Source organism: Variovorax sp. 05N34 (genome assembly GCF_056397405.1).
The window spans coordinates 407,032-425,969 of the sequence record NZ_JBFTNI010000001.1 but is presented as its reverse complement, the minus strand read 5'-3'; the positions used below and the strand labels follow the sequence as shown (position 1 = coordinate 425,969).

Below are 18,938 nucleotides of genomic sequence, written 5' to 3'. Positions count from 1 at the left end.
GTGTCATTGTGTGCGGTGCACAACATCGGCGAACCTCGGGCGGTAAGGGATCGCCGCTTCGGCGCCCCGTTTTCAAGAAGCCCATTCAACAAGGAGCCACTAGATGCTGGGTTTGATGCAGGACCAACCATTGCTGATCTCGTCGCTGATCGAGTTCGCAGAGCGCCATCACGGCGACGCGGAAATCGTTTCGCGACGGGTGGAGGGCGACATCCATCGCTCCACCTGGAGAGAGATCGCGTCCCGCTCCCGCCAGGTCGCCAATGCGCTCGACGATGAGCAGTTGCTGTTCAGCGACCGCGTGGCAACCCTCGCCTGGAACGGGTATCGCCATCTGGAGCTGTATTACGGCGTGAGCGGCTCCGGTCGCGTGCTGCACACGATCAATCCGCGGCTGCACCCCGATCAGATCGCGTGGATTGCCAACCATGCCGAAGACCAGATCCTGTGCTTCGACACGAGCTTCCTTCCGCTCATCCAGGCGGTGCACGCCAAGTGCACGACCGTGCGCAAATGGATCGCGCTCTGCGATGCGGACAAGCTGCCAGCGGACACCGGCATCCCCAATCTCGTCAGCTACGAGGCGTGGATGAGCCAGCGCTCCACCGACTACGCGTGGCCGAGCTTCGATGAAAACTCCGCGTCGAGCATGTGCTACACGAGCGGCACGACGGGCAACCCGAAGGCGGCGCTCTACAGTCATCGCTCGACTCTGCTGCATGCATACGCCGCGGCCTTGCCCGACGTGATGATGTTTTCGGCGCGCGACTCGATCTTGCCCGTGGTGCCGATGTTCCACGTCAACGCCTGGGGCATTCCGTATTCGGCCGCTCTGGTCGGCGCCAAGGTGGTCTTCCCCGGACCGGCCTTGGACGGCAAGTCGGTTTACGACTTGATCGAAGCCGAGAAGGTGAATGTCGCCGCCGGCGTGCCGACGGTCTGGCAGATGCTGCTGGGGCACCTGCAGGCCAACGGGTTCAGGTTCTCCACGCTCAAGCGCACGGTCATCGGCGGTTCCGCATGCCCGCCGGCGATGATCAACGCGTTCCAGCAGCAATACGGCGTGGAAGTGCTGCACGCCTGGGGCATGACCGAGATGTCGCCGCTGGGCACGCTCTGCACGTTGAAGAACAAGCACCTCGACATGTCGCCCGAGCAGCAGACCGCCATCCGCATGAAGCAGGGCCGGGCGATCTTCGGTGTGGACATGAAGATCATCGACGGGGACGGCAAGGAACTGCCCTGGGACGGCAAGGCTTATGGCGACCTGCTGGTCAAGGGGCCGTGGGTGGTCAAGGAATATTTCAAGGGCGAAGGCGGCAATCCGCTGATGCCCGACGAAAACGGCCGCGGCTGGTTCCCGACCGGCGACGTTGCAACCATCGACGCCGACGGCTTTCTCCAGATCACCGACCGCAGCAAGGACGTGATCAAGTCCGGCGGCGAATGGATCAGTTCGATCGACATCGAGAACATCGCCGTGGCGCATCCGTGTGTCGCCATGGCGGCCTGCATCGGCGTCGCGCATCCCAAGTGGGACGAACGGCCCATCGTCGCCATCGTGAAGAAGCCCGGAAGCGAGGTTTCGCGCGACGAACTGCTGGCCTTCTACGAGGGCAAGACAGCCAAGTGGCAGATTCCCGATGACGTGGTGTTCGTGGATGCGATTCCGATCGGTGCGACCGGCAAGATCCTGAAGACGCGCCTGCGCGAGCAACTGCGCGATTACCGGCTTCCGACCGTCTGATGAGGCCGTTCTACCGGCCGGTAGCACCAACGGCTTGTACCGTGTCGCATGAGTGATAGAAACCGCCTTCCCGGCGGTTCCCTTACGGGCATTCCCTGACGGGCGAGGTTCCAAACACTTGTAATCTCGTGCCGCATTCCGACAGCTTGACCCAGGAGACTCACAATGAAGTTCGCTCTGAAAATTGCAACTGCCGCCATCCTTGTAGCGAGCGCCACGGGCGCCTTCGCTCAAAAGGGTGAAACCGTCAAAATCGCATGGCTCGATCCGCTCTCGGGTCTGATGGCAGCGGTCGGGACCAACCAGCTCAAGACCTTCCAGTTCTTTGCCGAGGAGTTCAACAAGAAGAACGCCGCAGGCGTGAAGTTCGAGATCATCGGCATCGACAACAAGCTCAGCCCGCAGGAAACCACAAGCGCATTGCGCTCGGCAATGGACCAGGGCGCGCGCTACATCGTCCAGGGCAACGGCTCCGGCCCGGCGCTGGCGATCATCGATGCGCTCGAGAAGAACAACGCGCGCAATCCGGGCAAGGAAGCGCTCTACCTGAATTACGCCGCGGTCGACCCCGAGCTGACCAACTCCAAGTGCAGCTATTGGCAATACCGCTTCGACGCCGACACGTCGATGAAGATGGAAGCGTTGACCACCTACATGAAGGAACAGCCGGAGATCAAGAAGGTCTACATCATCGGCCAGAACTATTCGCACGGGCAGCAGGTCTCCAAGTACGCCAAGGAAGACCTCAAGGCCAAGCGTCCTGACATCGAGATCGTCGGCGACGACCTGCATCCGCTGGCCCAGGTGCGCGACTTTGCACCGTACATCGCCAAGATCAAACAGTCGGGCGCCGACACCGTGATCACCGGCAACTGGGGTTCCGACCTGGCGCTCCTGATCAAGGCCGCCAATGACGCCGGCCTGAACGTGAAGTTCTACACCTACTACGCCGTGACGACCGGCACGCCCACCGCCATGGGCGCGGCGTCGGATGGCAAGGTCTACCAGGTCGGCTACGCCCACTACAACATGGGCGGCGACATGCAGAGATACGCCAACGAATTCAAGAAGAAGTTCAATGACGACCTCTACACGAGCGACATTTACACCGTGTTCGCTGCGCTGACCGAGGCCTTCGTGAAGGCCAAGTCGACCGACCCGGTGAAGGTCGCCGCGGCCATGGAGGGCCTGCGCTTCAAGAGCTTCAACGGCGACGTCGAACTGCGCAAGTCCGATCACCAGATGCAGCAGGGCCTCTACATTGCACGTTGGGAAAAGGCGAGCGCCAAGTATCCCTACAGCCCTGAGAACACCGGCTACACGCTCGCACCTGTGAAGTACTACGACGCCTATGTCGCCAGCACGCCCACCACGTGCCAGATGAAGCGGCCCAGCCCCTGATTCGATGACAGCACATTGACCGGTCGAGGCCCGACTTCAAAACTCGGGCCTCTTTTTTTTCCTAGCGATCCCAAGGACCGATGAACGTCGAATTCTTCGTCATCTCGCTGCTCAACGGCGTCAGCTACGGCTTGCTGTTGTTCATGCTGAGCTCTGGCCTGACCCTGATCTTCAGCATGATGGGCGTGCTGAATTTCGCTCACACCAGTTTCTACATGCTGGGCGCGTACTTCGCGTTCAGCATCTCGCAGGTCATCGGCTTCTGGCCGGCGCTGATCCTGTCGCCGTTGATCGTGTTCGCGCTTGGCGCAGCCTTCGAGCGCTACTGCCTGCGCCGCGTCCACAAGTTCGGCCATGTCCCTGAACTGCTCGTCACCTTCGGGCTTTCCTACCTGATCCTCGAAGTCGTGCAGTTGGTGTGGGGTCGCTCCACCGTGCCGTATGGCTTGCCGACCCAGTTGCAGGGTCCACTTTTCACGCTCTTCGGCACGCAGTTTCCGAAGTCGCGCTCCTTCATCATGCTCGTCGCGATGCTGATGCTGCTGTCCGTGTGGCTGCTGCTGACGCGCACGCGCATCGGGCTTGTGATCCAGGCGGCACTCAAGCATCCCGAGATGGTCGAGGCGCTCGGACACAACGTGCCGCGCGTCTTCATGCTGGTCTTCGGCGGGGGGGCGGCGCTTGCCGGCCTTGCCGGGGTGATCGGCGGCAATACCTACGTCACCGAACCGGCCATGGCCGCGTCGGTCGGCTCCATCATCTTCGTCGTCGTGGTTGTGGGCGGCATGGGATCGCTGGCGGGTGCGTTCCTCGCGTCGCTGCTGATCGGCATCATCCAGACTTTCGCGGTCGCGATGGATCAATCCTTCGCGGGTGGACTTCAGATGCTAGGACTCACGGTGACGGACCAGACGCCAGGCTACGAGTTGCTTCGCCTCACGATTTCGCAGGTTGCGCCGATTCTTCCCTACCTGTTCCTGGTGCTCATGCTCATCTTCAGGCCCAAGGGTCTGCTCGGCACGCGGGAAGACTAGGATGAAGCTCGCCCCCAGTCTTCGCGCACTTTGTGTCGCTGCGCCAACCCCCTGCCGGGGGCAACACCAGCGGCCCGGCAAAGCCGGTTCCGCGGTATTCCCGGCCTTGACTACGCCAGTCTCACGCGTCGTGGGTCCCGCCTCACGCGGTGGAGCACTGATATGAATCAGCAGAATACACAACCCATTCAAGCAGTCGGCGATAGCAGAGCGGCGCGGCCGTATCAGCGCGCCAAGCCATCGAACGTCTCGCGCATGGTGATCTGGTCGGTGTTCGCGATCGCGCTGATCGTGGCGCCGCTGGTCTTCAAGAGCAGCCTCGCGCTCACGATGCTCTCGCAGATCGGCTATCTCATCATCATCTGCCTGAGCTACAACATGCTGCTGGGGCAGGGCGGGATGCTGAGCTTCGGTCATGCGGTGTATGTGGGCATGGGGTCGTTCATTGCCATTCACACGATGAACCTCGCAGCCAAAGGCAGCGTTCCGGTCCCGCTTGTGCTGATCCCGCTCGTGGGTGGCCTCGGCGGCATGGTCTTCGCCATCCTGTTCGGCTACGTGACGACGAAGAAGGCCGGCACGACCTTCGCGATGATCACCCTCGGGATCGGCGAACTGGTGGCTTCGATGGCGCTGATGTTCCCGAGCTTCTTCGGCGGCGAAGGTGGCATCACGACCAACCGCGTCTATGGCACGCCGTTTCTCGGGTTCACCTTCGGGCCGCAGATGCAGGTGTATTACCTCATCGCGGTGTATTGCTTCATCTGCACGGGGCTGATGTATGCCTTCACGGGCACGCCGCTCGGCCGCATTCTCAACGCAGTGCGCGACAACCCCGAGCGGGTGGCCTTCATCGGCTACAACACGCAGCGCGTGCGCTACTTCGCGTTCATCATCGCGGGCTTCTTTGCGGGCATTGGCGGCGGGCTGGCAGCGATCAACTTCGAGATCGTCAACGCAGCGGACAGCCTGAGCGGCATCCGTTCGGGCGGCTACCTGCTCTTCACCTTCCTGGGCGGGGCGACCTTCTTCTTCGGGCCGATCATCGGCGCGGTGCTGCTGGTGTTCGCCTCGGTGCTGCTTTCCGAACTGAGCAAAGCCTGGCTGCTGTACCTGGGCCTGGTCTTCCTTTTCATGGTGATGTTCGCGCCGGGTGGCGTGGCCAGCCTGATCATGATGAACCTGCGGGTCGCCAAGTTCGGCAAGTTCCATCGCTTCTGGGCGCTCTATGCGGGCCTGATCGCCACGGGCGCGCTCATGGTCGCGGGTGCCGCTGCCATTGTCGAGATGATCTATCACATGCAACTCAACGCAGCGCTGGGTCCCGAGTTGCCCTTCGCCGGGCTGACGCTCGACACTTCATCGAGCACGAGCTGGACGACCGCCGCGGCGCTGTTCTTCGTCGGGCTGGGTCTGTTCGAGATCGTGCGGCGCCGGTTCGTCCGCGCCTGGGGGCATGCGCAAGAAGAAATCGAAGCCGAGATCAAGCGGAGGGAAGCGGCATGACCCACGCACTCGAACTCAAAGACCTGCGCAAGAGCTTCGGCAAGACGGAGATCATCCGCGGTGTCGACCTGGCCATCGAGGCCGGCGACCGCATCGGCATCATCGGCCCCAACGGGGCGGGCAAGTCGACGCTGTTCAACCTGATCAGCGGGAGGCTTGCGCCCACCAGCGGCGAGGTGCTGCTGAACGGCCAACGCGTGGACGGCAAGCAGCCCTTCGAGATCAACCGGCTCGGGCTGTCGCGCAGCTTTCAGATCACCAACATCTTTCCGAAGCTCAGCGTCTTCGAGAACCTGCGCTGCGGCGTTCTGTGGAGCCTGGGCTATCGCTACAGCTTCCTGCGCTTTCTGTCGAGGCTCGACGATGCGAACGAACGCACGGAGGAGTTGATTCACCAGGTCGGCCTGGACAAGAAGCGCGACGTACTGGCGGTGAACCTCACCTATGCGGAGCAACGCGCGCTGGAGATCGGCGTCACCATTGCAGGCGGCGCCAATGTCATCCTGCTCGACGAGCCGACTGCCGGCATGAGCAAGACCGAGACGTCGCACTTCATCGCGCTGATCAAGCAGGTCACGGTCGGCAAGACGCTGCTGACGGTGGAGCACGACATGGGCGTGGTGTTCGGCTTGGCCGACAAGATCGCGGTGGTTGTCTATGGCGAGGTCATCGCCTTCGACACACCGGCCGCCGTGCGCGCCAATCCGCGCGTTCAGGAAGCTTACCTGGGCTCCTCGGTCGCCGATGCGCAAGGGGCTGGACACTGACATGCTGAAGCTTCACGACATCCACGCCTATTACGGCAAGAGCCATGTGTTGCATGGTGTTTCGTTTGACGTTGGCCCCGGAGAGATCGTGGCACTTCTGGGCCGCAACGGCTCCGGGCGCTCGACCACGGCAAAGGCCATCATGGGCCTCGTTCACGCCGAAGGCACTCTGCAGTGGAAAGAGCAGGACATCCTGCGCCGCAAGGCGTATGAGATTGCTCACCAGGGCATCGGCTATGTGCCCGAGAACCGCGACATCTTTCCGAAGCTGACGGTGCATCAGAACCTGCTGCTCGGGCAAAAAGGCAAGGGCAAGGGCAGTCGCTGGTCGTTCGAAGATATGTACACCATGTTCCCGCGGCTGAAGGAGCGCCAGCACACCGAAGCAGGCGTACTGTCGGGCGGCGAACAGCAGATGTTGACGCTCTGCCGCACGCTGATGGGCGATCCGGACCTGATCATCATCGACGAGCCGACCGAAGGCCTCGCGCCGAAAATCGTCGAGCTGGTGGGGGAGTACCTGCGCACCCTGAAGGACAAGGGTGTGTCGGTGCTTTTGATCGAACAGAAACTGACCATCGCCATGCAGATTTCGGACCGCGCGCTGGTGATGGGCCACGGAAGCATCGTCTTCGATGGCACGCCTGATTCGCTCCGCGCAGATGCTGCCACTCGCAAGGAATGGCTGGAGGTCTAGCTCGCCCCCAGTCTTCGCGCACTTCGTGTCGCTTCGCCTACCCCCTACCGGGGGCAATACCAGCGGCCCGGCAGAGCCGGTTCCGCGGTATTTCTGGCATGGAGGCGAGGTCCTGGAGGGGACTGTCTCCGATCAATTTGTCTCCGCAGCGACTTGGGGCTGTTGCCCGCGCATGCGAAACGCCTAGAATTTCACCAAAAAAAGAACACTCGTGCTTTTTAAGTGCGAAGGTTGTGGTGCCGAGGGTGCCATGGCTTTCGAAGACCGGTTTTTTCGATCCTCTCCCATCCCAAAGGAACGCAGCATGACGGCTGAATACAAAGTGCTCGGCGATGTCGCCGTGATCACCATGACCAACCCCCCGGTCAATGGCCTCGGATTCTCGACACGCATCGGCATCACCGACGGTCTCGCCAAGGCGATCGACGATCCGGCCGTCAAGTCGATCGTCATCACCGGTGCCGGCAAGGCTTTCTCGGGCGGCGCGGACATCAAGGAATTCGGCACGCCGAAGGCCCTGCAAGAGCCGAACCTGCTGAGCGTCATCCTCGCGCTCGAAGCGTCGACCAAGCCGATCGTCGCCGCGATCCACTCCGTATGCATGGGCGGTGGTCTCGAGCTCGCGCTCGGCTGTCACTACCGCGTCGCCGCGCCGGGCACCAGCGTTGCGCTGCCCGAAGTCAAGCTGGGGCTCATCCCCGGTGCCGGCGGCACGCAGCGCCTGCCGCGCGTGCTCGGCGTCGAAACCGCGCTCAACATGATCGTGAGCGGCGAGCCGGTCAAGAGCGAATTGCTCGCTTCGCTGCCCGGTCAGAAGCTGTTCGACAAGCTCGCCGGATCGGCAGAGTCCCTGTTCGATGAAGCGGTCGAGTTCGCGAAATCCGTTGCCGGCAAGACCGGCGAAGCACTGCCCTTGGTGCGCAACCTGCCATGCAAGCACCCGCAGGGCGACGCCTATTTCGCGTTCGCTCGCAACATGGTGGGCGGCATGTCGAAGAACTATCCGGCGCCGTTGAAGTGCGTCGACGCAGTCCAAGCCGCGACGAAGATGAAGTTCGACGATGGCATGGCCGAAGAGCGCCGCATCTTCACGGCGCTGATGTTCACGCCCGAATCGATGGCGCTTCGCCACCTGTTCATGGCGGAACGCGCGGCTTCGCGCATTCCGGACGTGCCGGAAGACACGCCCCAGCGCGCCATCAAGTCCGTCGGCGTGATCGGCGCGGGCACCATGGGCGGCGGCATCTCGATGAATTTCCTGAATGCGGGCATCCCCGTCAAGATTCTCGAAATGAAGCAGGAGGCGCTCGATCGCGGCATCGCCACCATCAAGAAGAACTATGAATCCCAGGTCAAGAAGGGCAAGCTCAAGCAGGACAAGTACGAGCAGCGCATGGCGCTCCTGAGCACCACGCTCGACTACAACGACTTGAAGGACGCGGACCTCATCATCGAGGCGGTGTTCGAAGAACTGGGCGTCAAGGAAAAAGTCTTCAAGGAACTGGACCGCGTCGCCAAGCCCGGTGCCATCCTGGCGTCGAACACCTCCACGCTGGACGTCGACAAGATTGCCGCCTTCACGAAGCGTCCGCAGGATGTGGTCGGCATGCACTTCTTCAGCCCCGCCAACGTGATGAAGCTGCTCGAAGTCGTGCGCGGCAAGGCAACGGCCAAGGACGTGCTCGCGACGGTCATGTCCACGGCCAAGAAGATCAAGAAGACGGCGGTGGTCTCCGGCGTGTGCGACGGCTTCATCGGCAACCGCATGATCGAGCAGTACTCGCGCCAGGCGGGCTTCCTGCTGGACGAGGGCGCGACCCCGCAGCAGGTCGACAAGGCGATCGAGAAGTTCGGCTTCGCGATGGGCCCGTTCCGCATGGGCGACCTCGCGGGCAACGACATCGGCTGGGCGATCCGCAAGCGCCGCGCGACCGAGATCGCCGACATGAAGTACAGCCGCACGGCCGACAAGCTGTGCGAACTGGGCCGCTTCGGCCAGAAGACCGGGGCAGGGTGGTACGACTACCAGGCCGGCAAGCGCGACGCGATCCCTTCGGACCTCGTGAACAAGATGATCGAGGACCACCGCAAGGAAATCGGCATCACGCCGCGCAAGATCTCGGACGAGGAAATCGTGCAGCGACTGGTGTATGCGCTGGTCAACGAAGGCGCGCACATCCTCGAAGACGGCATTGCATCGAAGTCCGGCGACATCGACATGGTGTACCTCACGGGCTATGGCTTCCCGATCTGGCGCGGCGGTCCGATGCACTACGCATCGCAGGTGGGCCTGTACAACGTGGCCGAATCGATGAAGCGTTTTGCGAAGAACCCGCATGACGACGCGAAGTTCTGGCAGCCTGCGGCGCTGATCCAGAAGCTGGTGGCCGAAGGCAAGTCCTTCAGCTGATGAAGGCCACCCCCGTTGCTCGATGGCTTCCATGCTGAAACGTGTGTTCCTTGCGTTGGTGCTGGTGCTCGCCGTACTGGTGGCAGCGGTAGCGTTCAATACCTGGCGCACGCCGTCGCGGCAGATTGCCGTGGCGCCGGCGCCGGCGTTGCCGATCGACTTGCCCGCAGCCGCCAAGCGGCTTTCCAGCGCGATCCAGTTCCGCACAGTGTCCAGCTTGGACGATCCGGCCGGCAACGCGGCTGAATTCGACAAGCTGCACGCCTATCTCGAGCAGCAATACCCCAAAGTCCACGCCACCCTGAAGAAGGAAGTCGTGGGCCAGCATGCGCTGCTGTATACATGGACGGGCTCCGACCCCGCGGCCAAGCCCGTCGCGCTGATGGCGCACCAGGACATGGTGCCCATCGCACCCGGCACCGAGAAGGCGTGGTCGGTCGACCCGTTCAGCGGCGAGATCAAGGACGGCTTCGTCTGGGGCCGTGGCGCGCTCGACAACAAAGGCAATCTGTTCGCGCAGATGGAAGCCATCGAGATGCTGATCGGCAGCGGCTTCAAGCCACGCCAGACGATCTATCTGGTGATGGGCGACGACGAGGAAGTCAGCGGCTTGCGCGGCGCGCTCCCCGTCGCGGAGCTGCTCAAGTCGCGCGGCGTGCGGCTCGACTGGGTGCTCGACGAAGGCTTGCTGGTGCTCGACGGCGTGCTGCCCGGCTTGTCGAAGCCGGCGGCGCTGATCGGTCTTGCCGAAAAGGGCTATGGCACTTTCTTCCTTTCGCTGGACACGGCGCCGGGCCACTCGTCGATGCCTCCAACGCACAGTGCCATTGGCATGATGAGCACGGCCTTGTCCAAGCTGGAAGCCTCTCCGATGCCCGGCGGCATCAAAGGCGTGGCGGGCCAGATGTTCGGCACGCTCGCGCCGGAGATGAGCGGCATCAATCGCGTCATGCTGTCCAACCTGTGGCTCACCGGACCGCTGGTCGAAAGCCAGCTCGAAAAAAGCCCGAGCAGCAATGCGATGCTGCGCACCACCACGGCGCTGACCATCGTGCGGGCCGGCAACAAGGACAACGTGCTGCCCGGCCGCGCCGAAGCGGCCGTGAACTTCCGCATCCTGCCGGGCGACACCATCGACAGTGTCGAAGCGCATCTGAAGAAAGCGCTCGGCAATGACGCGATCCAGGTCAAGCGTTATCCCGGCAACTCGGAGCCATCGCCCGTCTCGCCGACCAACGGCGACGGTTACCGCTCCATCGAACAAGCAGTGCGGCAGACCTTCCCCGATGCGATCGTCGCACCGGGCCTGATGACTGCCGCCACCGATTCGCGCCACTTCAGCCTCGTGAGCGATTCGGTCTATCGTTTCTCGCCGTTTCGAGTGAAGAGCGAAGACCTCGCGCGCTTCCACGGCACCAACGAGCGCATCGCCATCGCCAACTATGGCGAAGCGATCCAGTTCTATCACCAGCTGCTGCAAAACACGGCACAGCCCCAGTAATCGTCCCAGTAATCGTCATTCCTCTTTTTCAAAGGACCACATCATGACCAGCGCCGTCATCGTTTCCACCGCCCGCACGCCGCTCGCCAAGAGCTGGAAGGGTGCCTTCAACATGACGCACGGCGCCACGCTCGGCGGGCATGCGGTGCAACACGCGGTGCAGCGTGCCGGCATCGATCCCGCGACGGTGGATGACGTGATCATGGGCTGTGCCACGCCGGAAGGCGCGACGGGTTCGAACATCGCTCGCCAGATCGCACTGCGCGCGGGCCTGCCGATCACGACGTCGGGCATGACCATCAACCGCTTCTGCTCGTCGGGCCTGCAAACCATCGCGACCGCGGCGCAACGCATCATCGCGGGCGAAGGCGAGGTCTATGTGGCGGGCGGGGTAGAAAGCATCTCGTGTGTGCAGAATGAAGCGAACAAGCACATGCTGGCCGATCCATGGCTCGTCAAGCACAAGCCCGAGATCTACTGGAACATGCTGCAGACGGCCGAGCAGGTCGCCAAGCGCTACAACATCGGCCGTGATGCGATGGACGAATACGGCGCCGCCAGCCAGCAGAAGGCGACCGCTGCGCTCGAAGCCGGCCGCTTCAAGGACGAGATCGCTCCGATCACCGTGCTGGCCGGCGTGGCCGATCCGGTGATGGGTCTGCGCACCAAGGAAGTCACCGTCGAGAATGACGAAGGCATCCGCCCTGGAACGACCAAGGAAGGCATCAGCGGCATCCGTCCAGCCATCCCCGGCGGGGTGATTTCCGCTGGCAATGCGAGCCAGTTCTCCGATGGCGGCGGCGCTTGTGTGATCGTCGACGAGAAGTACGCCGAGCAAAAGGGCCTGAAGCCCCTCGGCCGTTTCCTCGGATTCGCAGTCGCGGGTTGCGAGCCCGACGAGATGGGCATCGGCCCGGTCTTCGCGATCCCGAAGGTGCTCAAGCGCCTCGGCCTCAAGGTCAGCGACATCGATCTGTGGGAACTCAACGAAGCCTTCGCCGTGCAGGTCATCTACTGCCGCGACAAGCTCGGCATCCCGGCGGATCGGCTGAATGTCGATGGCGGCGCCATCGCCGTGGGCCATCCTTACGGTGTGAGCGGCCAGCGCCTGACCGGCCACGCGCTGATCGAAGGCAAGCGTCGCGGTGCCAAGAAGGTCGTCGTGACGATGTGCATCGGCGGCGGCATGGGCGCAGCCGGCGTCTTCGAGGTTCTCTGATTTCGAAGGAGAAGGCTGTGTCATCGCCCGAACGGGCCTCGCCCGAAGAGTTTCTGGCCATGGGCCGGAAGGTGCTGGCGACACAGCCATTCAGCGCGTTGATCGGCACGGAGATGCACGCACTGTCGCCAGGTCTGGTCGACATGCAATTGCCGGTGACCGACAAGGTCCTGCAGCAGGACGGCTTCGTGCACGGCGGTGTCGTCAGCTATCTGGCCGACAACGCGCTGACCTTCGCCGGCGGCACGGCCATGCAGGTGCCTGTGCTCACTGCCGAGTACAAGATCAACTACGTCCGCCCGGCCACTGGCGAGCGCCTTATCGCGCGCGCCAAGGCCGTGCACGTGGGCAAGTCGCAGTCCGTCTGCACTTGCGAGGTCTTCGCGGTCAGCAACGGCAAAGAAAAGCTCTGCGCCGTCGCGCAGGGCACCATTGCCCGATTGCCCGAGCGGTAATTCCGGGGACGTCGAGCCCCATCCCCCACTGAGCGCACTGCGTTTCGAATCATGAGCCTTCGTCCCACCCTCGACTTCCTCCTCTACGACTGGCTTCACGCCGAGTCGCTCAACGAGCGCGAGCGCTTCGCCGATCATTCGCGCGAGACCTTTGACGCCGTGCTCGACACCTGCGAGCGCATCGCCCGCGAGAAGTACGCGCCGTTCAATCGCACCGTCGACACGCAGGAACCGCACTTCGATGGTGAGAAGGTGATTCTTCCGCAGGCCACGCATGATGCGCAAAAGGCCTTTGCCGAATCCGGCATGCTCAGCGCCGCGCAGGACTATGACATCGGCGGCATGCAGTTGCCCTACACGGTGCAGGCGGCAGCCAACAGCTTCTTCGCGATGGCTTCGGTGAGCATCGGCTCAGGCATGCTGACCAGCGGCAACGCCAATCTGCTGATGGTTCATGGCACGCCGATGCAGCAGACGGTGTTTGCGAAGAATGAGTTTTCCGGGCGCTGGTCGGGCACGATGTGCCTGTCCGAACCGCAGGCCGGTTCGAGCCTCAGCGACGTCGCCACGCGCGCCGTGCCGGATGGCCCCGATTTCCTGGACGATCCGCTCGGACCGCGCTATCGCCTGACGGGCAACAAGATGTGGATTTCGGCGGGCGACCACGAGCTGACCGAGAACATCGTGCACATCGTGCTGGCAAAAATCCCCGACGCGGACGGCAAGCTGATTCCCGGCACGCGCGGCATCTCGCTCTTCATCGTGCCCAAGCGCATGGTCGATACCGAAGGGCAACTGACCGGCGAACGCAACGACGTCGCGCTGGCAGGGCTCAATCACAAGCTCGGCTGGCGCGGAACGACGAACACGCTGCTCAACTTCGGCGAGGGCAAGTATCCGGTGGGTGGCAAGCCCGGTGCGGTTGGCTATCTCGTCGGGCAGCCCGGCAAGGGCCTGCACTGCATGTTCCACATGATGAATGAGGCTCGCATCGGCGTCGGCACGGCAGCGACGATGCTCGGCATGGCCGGCTACTACGCATCGCTCGAATACGCCAAGACCCGTCCGCAAGGCCGCCCCGCAGGGCCGGCGGGCAAGGATGCGGCCAAGCCGCAAGTGCGAATCATCGAGCACTCCGATGTGCGCCGCATGCTGCTCGCGCAGAAGGCGTACTGCGAAGGCGCGCTGGCGCTCGAGCTGTATTGCGCGCGCCTCGTCGATGAACAGAAGACCGGCAACTCACAAGCCGCCGACGATGCCCGCCTGCTTCTCGAAGTGCTGACGCCGATCGCCAAGAGCTGGCCCAGCGAATGGTGTCTGGAAGCGAATTCGCTCGCGATCCAGATCCACGGCGGCTACGGCTATACGCGTGACTTTCCGGTGGAGCAGTACTGGCGCGACAACCGGCTCAACATGATCCACGAGGGCACGCACGGCATCCAGGCGGCCGACCTGCTCGGGCGCAAGGTGCTGATGGAAGACGGGCGCGGCCTGACGCTGCTGGGTGGACGCATTGCCGAGACGATCGCCCGCGCCGGCAAGGTGCCCGCGCTCGCTGGCCATGCGAAGGCGCTCGGTGCAGCGTTGCAACGCATCGGCAGCGCGACCAAGGCCGCTTGGTCCACGGGCAACCCGCAAGACGCGCTCGCCAACGCAGTGCCCTACATGCAGGCATTCGGGCACGCGGTGCTGGCGTGGATCTGGCTGGACGTCGCGCAGCGCGCACTCGAGCAGGACGCAGCCAAGTCGGCTCCCGCGACCGCGGGACGCATCGGCGCGACCGACTACTTCTTCAACTACGAACTGCCCAAGATCGGCGCCTGGCTGAACGTGGTCGAAAGCCGCGATCCGACCTGCGCGGCGCTGCCCGAGGAGGCTTTCTGATGGCCGAAGCCAAACCCCATGCCACGCTCGAAAAGTGGATATGGATCCTGATCTACGGTGGCCTCTTCCTCGTCATCCTTGGCATCGCCACGGGGCGAACGGAGGAGGGTCTTGGCTGGACCATGGCCGTGCCGGGCGCGATCATTGCGCTGGTGGGCGTCGTGCTCATCTACGTGCGCTCGCGCCTGGACGACCCGAAGGAATCACGATAACGGAGCCAACATGACTGCACGCAACATCCAGAAGCTTTTTGACCTCACCGGCAAGGTGGCGCTCGTCACCGGCGGCTCTCGCGGCCTCGGCTTGCAGATGGCCCACGCACTCGGCGAAGCCGGCGCCAAGATCATGCTGAGCTCGCGCAAGGCCGAAGATCTCGAACAGGCGGCAGCCGAACTCCAGAGCGCCGGCATCGATGCCCGCTGGATCGCAGCCGACTGTTCCAGGGAAGACGACACGCGGCGCCTCGCCGATGAAACCCTGGAGCGCCTCGGCGCGGTCGACATCCTCGTCAACAACGCCGGCGCAAGCTGGGGCGCACCGGCCGAGAACCATCCCATCGAGGCTTGGGACAAGGTCATGAACCTCAACGTGCGCGGCTATTTCGTGCTGGCGCAGCAGATCGCGCGCGGCTACATGATCCCGAAGAAGAGCGGCCGCATCATCAATATCGCGTCGATCGCCGGCCTGAACGGCAATCCGCCGGAGATGCAGACCATTGCCTACAACACATCCAAGAGCGCGGTTATCGGCTTCACGCACACGCTGGCCGCCGAATGGGGCAAGTACGGCATCAACGTCAACGCGATCTGCCCCGGCTTCTTCATGACCAAGCTGGCGGCCGGCCTGATCAAGGCGGTGGGAGAAGAAAAGATGGCCGCCCACGCGCCGCTGGGCCGGCTGGGCGACGATGAAGACCTGAAGGGCATCACGCTGCTCTATGCCAGCGATGCCGGCAAGCACATCACCGGCCAATGGCTGGCAGTCGACGGCGGCGTCAGCGTCGTCCTTGGCGCATGATCCGCTGACATGACTTTGACCAAAGACAACATTCACCTTCGCTCCTACATCGACCGCATTCCCTTCGCGATGTATCTCGGCATCGAGATCGCGAAGTTCGAAGGCGGCGAGTCCGAATTGCACTACACCGCCAAGCCCGAGCACCTGAACACCTTCGACGTGACGCACGGCGGCGCCGTGATGACGATGCTCGACATCGCACAGGCCGCGGCTGCGCGCAGCGACACGCCGGAGATCGGCGTGGTCACCATCGAGATGAAGACCACCTTCATGGCGCCTTCGGTCGGACCGCTGATCGCGCGCGGCAAGCTGCTGCATCGAACCGCGACCATGGCCTTCACCGAAGCCAAGATCTACGACGCCCAGGAGCGTGTCTGCGCGCACGCCACCGGCACCTTCAAGTACGTGAAGCGACGCCTGCCGATCGGCCCGGCGAGCGCCAACGAAATGCGACCCCCTTCCACAGACTAAACGACACACCCCCAGGCTTTCCCACTTCGTGTGGCCTCCACCCCCTTGCAGGGGGCAACACCAGCGGCCCGGCAAAGCCGGTTCCGCGGTATTTCCCAATAAATACGTAGACAGAAAGGTACGCCATGCCGATCAATCGCCAGCAACTTCTCGACAACCGCCCCGAAGGCGAGGCTGTCGCCAGCAACTTCAAGCTGGTCAGCACCGAAACGCCCGCGCTCAAGGACAACCAGGTGCTGGTTCGCCATCACTACATGAGCCTGGACCCCTACATGCGCGGCCGCATGAACGAGTCGAAGAGCTACGCGCAGCCGCAGCCGCTCGGGCAGGTCATGCAGGGCGGCACCGTGGGCGAAGTCGTCGAGAGCAAGCACCCGAAGTACGCCGTGGGCGACAAGGTCGTCGGCTTCGGCGGCTGGCAGGAATACAGCGTGGTCGATGCCTCGCAGCCGGGCGCGCTCAAGAAGGTCGACACGACGCACGTTACGCTGTCGCATTACCTCGGCGCCGTGGGCATGCCGGGTGTGACGGCCTGGTACGGGCTCGTGAAGATCATCAATCCGAAGGCCGGCGAAACCATGGTCGTCACCGCTGCGAGCGGCGCGGTGGGCAGCGCTTTCGGCGCGCTTGCCAAGGCGCGGGGCTGCAGGGTGGTCGGCATTGCCGGCGGCCCGGACAAGTGCAAATACGTGACGGACGAACTCGGCTTCGATGCCTGCATCGACTACCGCGAGCACCCGGACATCAAGAGCATGAGCGCCGCACTGAAGGAGGCCTGCCCGAACGGCATTGATGGCTACTTCGAGAACGTCGGCGGCTACATTTTCGATGCGGTGCTGCTGCGCACGAACAGCTTTGCGCGTGTCGCGCTGTGCGGAATGATCGCGGGCTACGACGGCCAGCCGCTGCCGCTGGCCAACCCTGCGCTGTTTCTCATCAATCGCATCAAGCTCGAAGGCTTCATCGTCAGCGAGCACATGGAAGTGTGGCCGGAAGCGCTGGCCGAACTCGGCGCCCTGGTCGCGAGCGGCAAGCTGCGTCCGCGCGAGTCGATCGCGCAAGGCATCGAGTCGGCACCTGAGGCTTTCCTTGGCCTGCTGAAAGGCAGAAACTTCGGCAAGCAACTCGTCAAGCTGATCTGATTCGCCTCGGAAGGAGACTGGCAATGGATACGACTCACGAGGTCTTCAACCAGCCGGCTCCGCTGACCGGCTACAACCTCTTCGAAACCAACCGGCCGTTGCGCGATGCGTTGAAGTTCAATGCGCCGGACCTTCATCCGGCAGCGCTCAGCCATTTGGGGGCCGCCGTCGGATCGGCGGAGATGCAGACGCATGCGCGTCTCGCCAACATCCATCCGCCGGTGCTGCATACGCACGACCGCTTCGGCCGGCGAGTCGACGAGGTGGAGTTCCATCCGAGCTATCACGCGCTGATGTCCGCGGCCGTGGGCGCCGGGCTGCACGGCTCGCCGTGGGCGGCTTCGGGGCCGTCGGCGCATGTGCATCGCGCTGCGGGCTTCATGCTCTTCACCGAGCTGGAGGCGTCGATTCTCTGCCCCATCTCGATGACCTATGCCGCAACGCCCGCGCTGCGCGGCAATGCGGCCATTCATGCCGACTGGGGTCCGAAGCTCGCAAGCCTCTGGTATGACCCCGCCCTCAAACACTGGAGCGAGAAGCCGGGCCTGACCATGGGCATGGGCATGACCGAGAAGCAGGGCGGATCGGATGTGCGGGCCAACACGACGCGCGCGGTTCGGGTCGGCAGCGACGCCTGGGGCGAGCGCTACGAGATCACCGGACACAAGTGGTTCTTCTCCGCGCCGATGTGCGATGCCTTCCTGGTGCTTGCGCAGGCGCCGGCCGGATTGACGTGTTTCTTTTTGCCGCGAGTGCTTTCAGACGGGAGCCGCAACGCCATCCACATCCAGCGCCTGAAGGACAAGCTCGGCAACAAGGCCAATGCGAGTTCTGAGGTGGAGTTTCACGGCGCGAGCGCATGGCTGGTCGGCGAAGAGGGGCGCGGCATTCCGCAGATTCTCGAAATGGGCACCATGACGCGGCTCGACTGCGCGCTCGGCACCAGCGGGTTGATGCGCCAGGCCCTGAGCCTCGCGCTCAATCACACGACGCAGCGCCAGGCTTTCGGTAAGCCGTTGATCGAGCAGCCCTTGATGAAGAACGTGCTGGCCGATCTCGCGCTCGAAAGCGAGGCTGCGACCGCGCTCGCGGTTCGTCTTGCGCGCGCCTTCGATCGTCAGGATGATGCGCACGAGCGCTTCATGGCCCGGCTTCTCACGCCCGTGGCCAAGTTCTGGATCTGCAAGCGAGGCAGTCACTTCGCCCAGGAGGCCATGGAGTGCCTGGGCGGCAACGGCTACGTGGAAGAGGGCGGCGAAGGCACGATGGCGCGCGTCTACCGCGAGATGCCGCTCAATTCAATCTGGGAAGGCGCGGGCAACATCATGGCGCTCGACCTGCTTCGCGGCCTGCGCAAGGGCGATGCCATTGCAGCGCTCACGGATGAGCTGGCGCCGGCACGCGGCACCGATGCGGCGCTCGACCGCCTCGCCGACGCCCTGCCTGCGCGCATCGAGGCCATGGCGACCGAGGCCGAAGCGCGCCGCCTCGCGCAGGACGTGGCGCTGGCGGTGCAGGGTGCCTTGCTCGCCCAGACCGCGCCGGGGGCCGTCGTCGGTGCGTTCTGCGCATCGCGCATCGGCGGCGACTGGGGGCAAGCCTTCGGCACCCTGGGCGCAGGCATCGATTTCGATTCGATCATTGCGCGTGCGCAGCCCCACTGACCAGCAAGAACTCAAAAGCAAAA

The 18,938-nt window shown here is 63.5% G+C and carries 16 protein-coding genes; all 16 read left to right on the top strand.

All coding sequences use genetic code 11. The features are described 5' to 3' along the window. The first annotated feature begins 103 nt into the window (after window positions 1-103). The 16 genes from AC1DMA_RS02100 (at window position 104) to AC1DMA_RS02025 (ending at window position 18,915) form a co-directional block, all read left to right on the top strand. Entirely contained in the window at window positions 104-1,747 is a 1,644-nt protein-coding gene (locus AC1DMA_RS02100) for a 3-(methylthio)propionyl-CoA ligase (RefSeq protein ID WP_478143083.1), read from the top strand. Window positions 1,748-1,912: 165 nt separating this feature from the next. Next, complete coding sequence (locus AC1DMA_RS02095; protein WP_478126337.1) at window positions 1,913-3,148, top strand: branched-chain amino acid ABC transporter substrate-binding protein; 1,236 nt, start codon at window positions 1,913-1,915, stop codon at window positions 3,146-3,148. Between the two features lie 80 nt (window positions 3,149-3,228). Further along, the gene (locus AC1DMA_RS02090; protein ID WP_478126336.1) at window positions 3,229-4,182 is read left to right on the top strand and encodes a branched-chain amino acid ABC transporter permease; all 954 of its coding nucleotides are present in this window, start codon (window positions 3,229-3,231) and stop codon (window positions 4,180-4,182) included. Window positions 4,183-4,344: 162 nt separating this feature from the next. Continuing rightward, window positions 4,345-5,688, top strand: a complete 1,344-nt coding sequence (locus AC1DMA_RS02085; RefSeq protein WP_478143082.1) for a branched-chain amino acid ABC transporter permease — start codon at window positions 4,345-4,347, stop codon at window positions 5,686-5,688. Beyond that, window positions 5,685-6,455 carry an ABC transporter ATP-binding protein gene (locus AC1DMA_RS02080; RefSeq protein WP_478143081.1) on the top strand — a complete coding sequence of 257 codons (771 nt, stop codon included), beginning with the start codon at window positions 5,685-5,687 and terminating at the stop codon, window positions 6,453-6,455. The genes AC1DMA_RS02085 and AC1DMA_RS02080 overlap by 4 nt, the downstream gene beginning before the upstream one ends. Window position 6,456: 1 nt before the next feature. After that, entirely contained in the window at window positions 6,457-7,152 is a 696-nt protein-coding gene (locus tag AC1DMA_RS02075; RefSeq protein ID WP_478126333.1) for an ABC transporter ATP-binding protein, read from the top strand. 304 nt (window positions 7,153-7,456) lie between these two features. Continuing rightward, complete coding sequence (locus AC1DMA_RS02070; RefSeq protein ID WP_478143080.1) at window positions 7,457-9,562, top strand: 3-hydroxyacyl-CoA dehydrogenase NAD-binding domain-containing protein; 2,106 nt, start codon at window positions 7,457-7,459, stop codon at window positions 9,560-9,562. A gap of 31 nt (window positions 9,563-9,593) precedes the next feature. After that, window positions 9,594-11,063, top strand: a complete 1,470-nt coding sequence (locus tag AC1DMA_RS02065) for a M20 family peptidase (RefSeq protein ID WP_478143079.1) — start codon at window positions 9,594-9,596, stop codon at window positions 11,061-11,063. 43 nt (window positions 11,064-11,106) lie between these two features. Beyond that, complete coding sequence (locus AC1DMA_RS02060; RefSeq protein ID WP_478123152.1) at window positions 11,107-12,282, top strand: acetyl-CoA C-acyltransferase; 1,176 nt, start codon at window positions 11,107-11,109, stop codon at window positions 12,280-12,282. 59 nt (window positions 12,283-12,341) lie between these two features. Then, window positions 12,342-12,737 carry a PaaI family thioesterase gene (locus AC1DMA_RS02055; protein WP_478143344.1) on the top strand — a complete coding sequence of 132 codons (396 nt, stop codon included), beginning with the start codon at window positions 12,342-12,344 and terminating at the stop codon, window positions 12,735-12,737. 51 nt (window positions 12,738-12,788) lie between these two features. After that, the gene (locus tag AC1DMA_RS02050; protein ID WP_478143078.1) at window positions 12,789-14,621 is read left to right on the top strand and encodes an acyl-CoA dehydrogenase; all 1,833 of its coding nucleotides are present in this window, start codon (window positions 12,789-12,791) and stop codon (window positions 14,619-14,621) included. Next, the gene (locus AC1DMA_RS02045; protein ID WP_478123154.1) at window positions 14,621-14,833 is read left to right on the top strand and encodes a hypothetical protein; all 213 of its coding nucleotides are present in this window, start codon (window positions 14,621-14,623) and stop codon (window positions 14,831-14,833) included. The genes AC1DMA_RS02050 and AC1DMA_RS02045 overlap by 1 nt, the downstream gene beginning before the upstream one ends. A gap of 10 nt (window positions 14,834-14,843) precedes the next feature. Next, entirely contained in the window at window positions 14,844-15,638 is a 795-nt protein-coding gene (locus tag AC1DMA_RS02040) for an SDR family oxidoreductase (RefSeq protein WP_478143077.1), read from the top strand. 9 nt (window positions 15,639-15,647) lie between these two features. Then, window positions 15,648-16,109, top strand: coding sequence for a PaaI family thioesterase (locus tag AC1DMA_RS02035; RefSeq protein ID WP_478123156.1), 462 nt, complete (start codon window positions 15,648-15,650; stop codon window positions 16,107-16,109). A 125-nt stretch (window positions 16,110-16,234) separates the two neighbouring features. Then, complete coding sequence (locus AC1DMA_RS02030) at window positions 16,235-17,251, top strand: NADP-dependent oxidoreductase (RefSeq protein WP_478143076.1); 1,017 nt, start codon at window positions 16,235-16,237, stop codon at window positions 17,249-17,251. A gap of 23 nt (window positions 17,252-17,274) precedes the next feature. Next, window positions 17,275-18,915: an isovaleryl-CoA dehydrogenase gene (locus AC1DMA_RS02025; protein WP_478143075.1), complete on the top strand. Its 1,641-nt coding sequence runs from the start codon at window positions 17,275-17,277 to the stop codon at window positions 18,913-18,915. Window positions 18,916-18,938 lie beyond the last annotated feature (23 nt).

Coding starts and splice junctions, on each gene's coding strand:
- AC1DMA_RS02080 (WP_478143081.1), top strand. CDS start 5,685: ATGACCCACGCACTCGAACTCAAAGACCTGCGCAAGAGCTTCGGCAAG.
- AC1DMA_RS02100 (WP_478143083.1), top strand. CDS start 104: ATGCTGGGTTTGATGCAGGACCAACCATTGCTGATCTCGTCGCTGATC.
- AC1DMA_RS02085 (WP_478143082.1), top strand. CDS start 4,345: ATGAATCAGCAGAATACACAACCCATTCAAGCAGTCGGCGATAGCAGA.
- AC1DMA_RS02065 (WP_478143079.1), top strand. CDS start 9,594: ATGCTGAAACGTGTGTTCCTTGCGTTGGTGCTGGTGCTCGCCGTACTG.
- AC1DMA_RS02030 (WP_478143076.1), top strand. CDS start 16,235: ATGCCGATCAATCGCCAGCAACTTCTCGACAACCGCCCCGAAGGCGAG.
- AC1DMA_RS02075 (WP_478126333.1), top strand. CDS start 6,457: ATGCTGAAGCTTCACGACATCCACGCCTATTACGGCAAGAGCCATGTG.
- AC1DMA_RS02035 (WP_478123156.1), top strand. CDS start 15,648: ATGACTTTGACCAAAGACAACATTCACCTTCGCTCCTACATCGACCGC.
- AC1DMA_RS02045 (WP_478123154.1), top strand. CDS start 14,621: ATGGCCGAAGCCAAACCCCATGCCACGCTCGAAAAGTGGATATGGATC.
- AC1DMA_RS02090 (WP_478126336.1), top strand. CDS start 3,229: ATGAACGTCGAATTCTTCGTCATCTCGCTGCTCAACGGCGTCAGCTAC.
- AC1DMA_RS02070 (WP_478143080.1), top strand. CDS start 7,457: ATGACGGCTGAATACAAAGTGCTCGGCGATGTCGCCGTGATCACCATG.
- AC1DMA_RS02025 (WP_478143075.1), top strand. CDS start 17,275: ATGGATACGACTCACGAGGTCTTCAACCAGCCGGCTCCGCTGACCGGC.
- AC1DMA_RS02060 (WP_478123152.1), top strand. CDS start 11,107: ATGACCAGCGCCGTCATCGTTTCCACCGCCCGCACGCCGCTCGCCAAG.
- AC1DMA_RS02095 (WP_478126337.1), top strand. CDS start 1,913: ATGAAGTTCGCTCTGAAAATTGCAACTGCCGCCATCCTTGTAGCGAGC.
- AC1DMA_RS02050 (WP_478143078.1), top strand. CDS start 12,789: ATGAGCCTTCGTCCCACCCTCGACTTCCTCCTCTACGACTGGCTTCAC.
- AC1DMA_RS02040 (WP_478143077.1), top strand. CDS start 14,844: ATGACTGCACGCAACATCCAGAAGCTTTTTGACCTCACCGGCAAGGTG.
- AC1DMA_RS02055 (WP_478143344.1), top strand. CDS start 12,342: ATGGGCCGGAAGGTGCTGGCGACACAGCCATTCAGCGCGTTGATCGGC.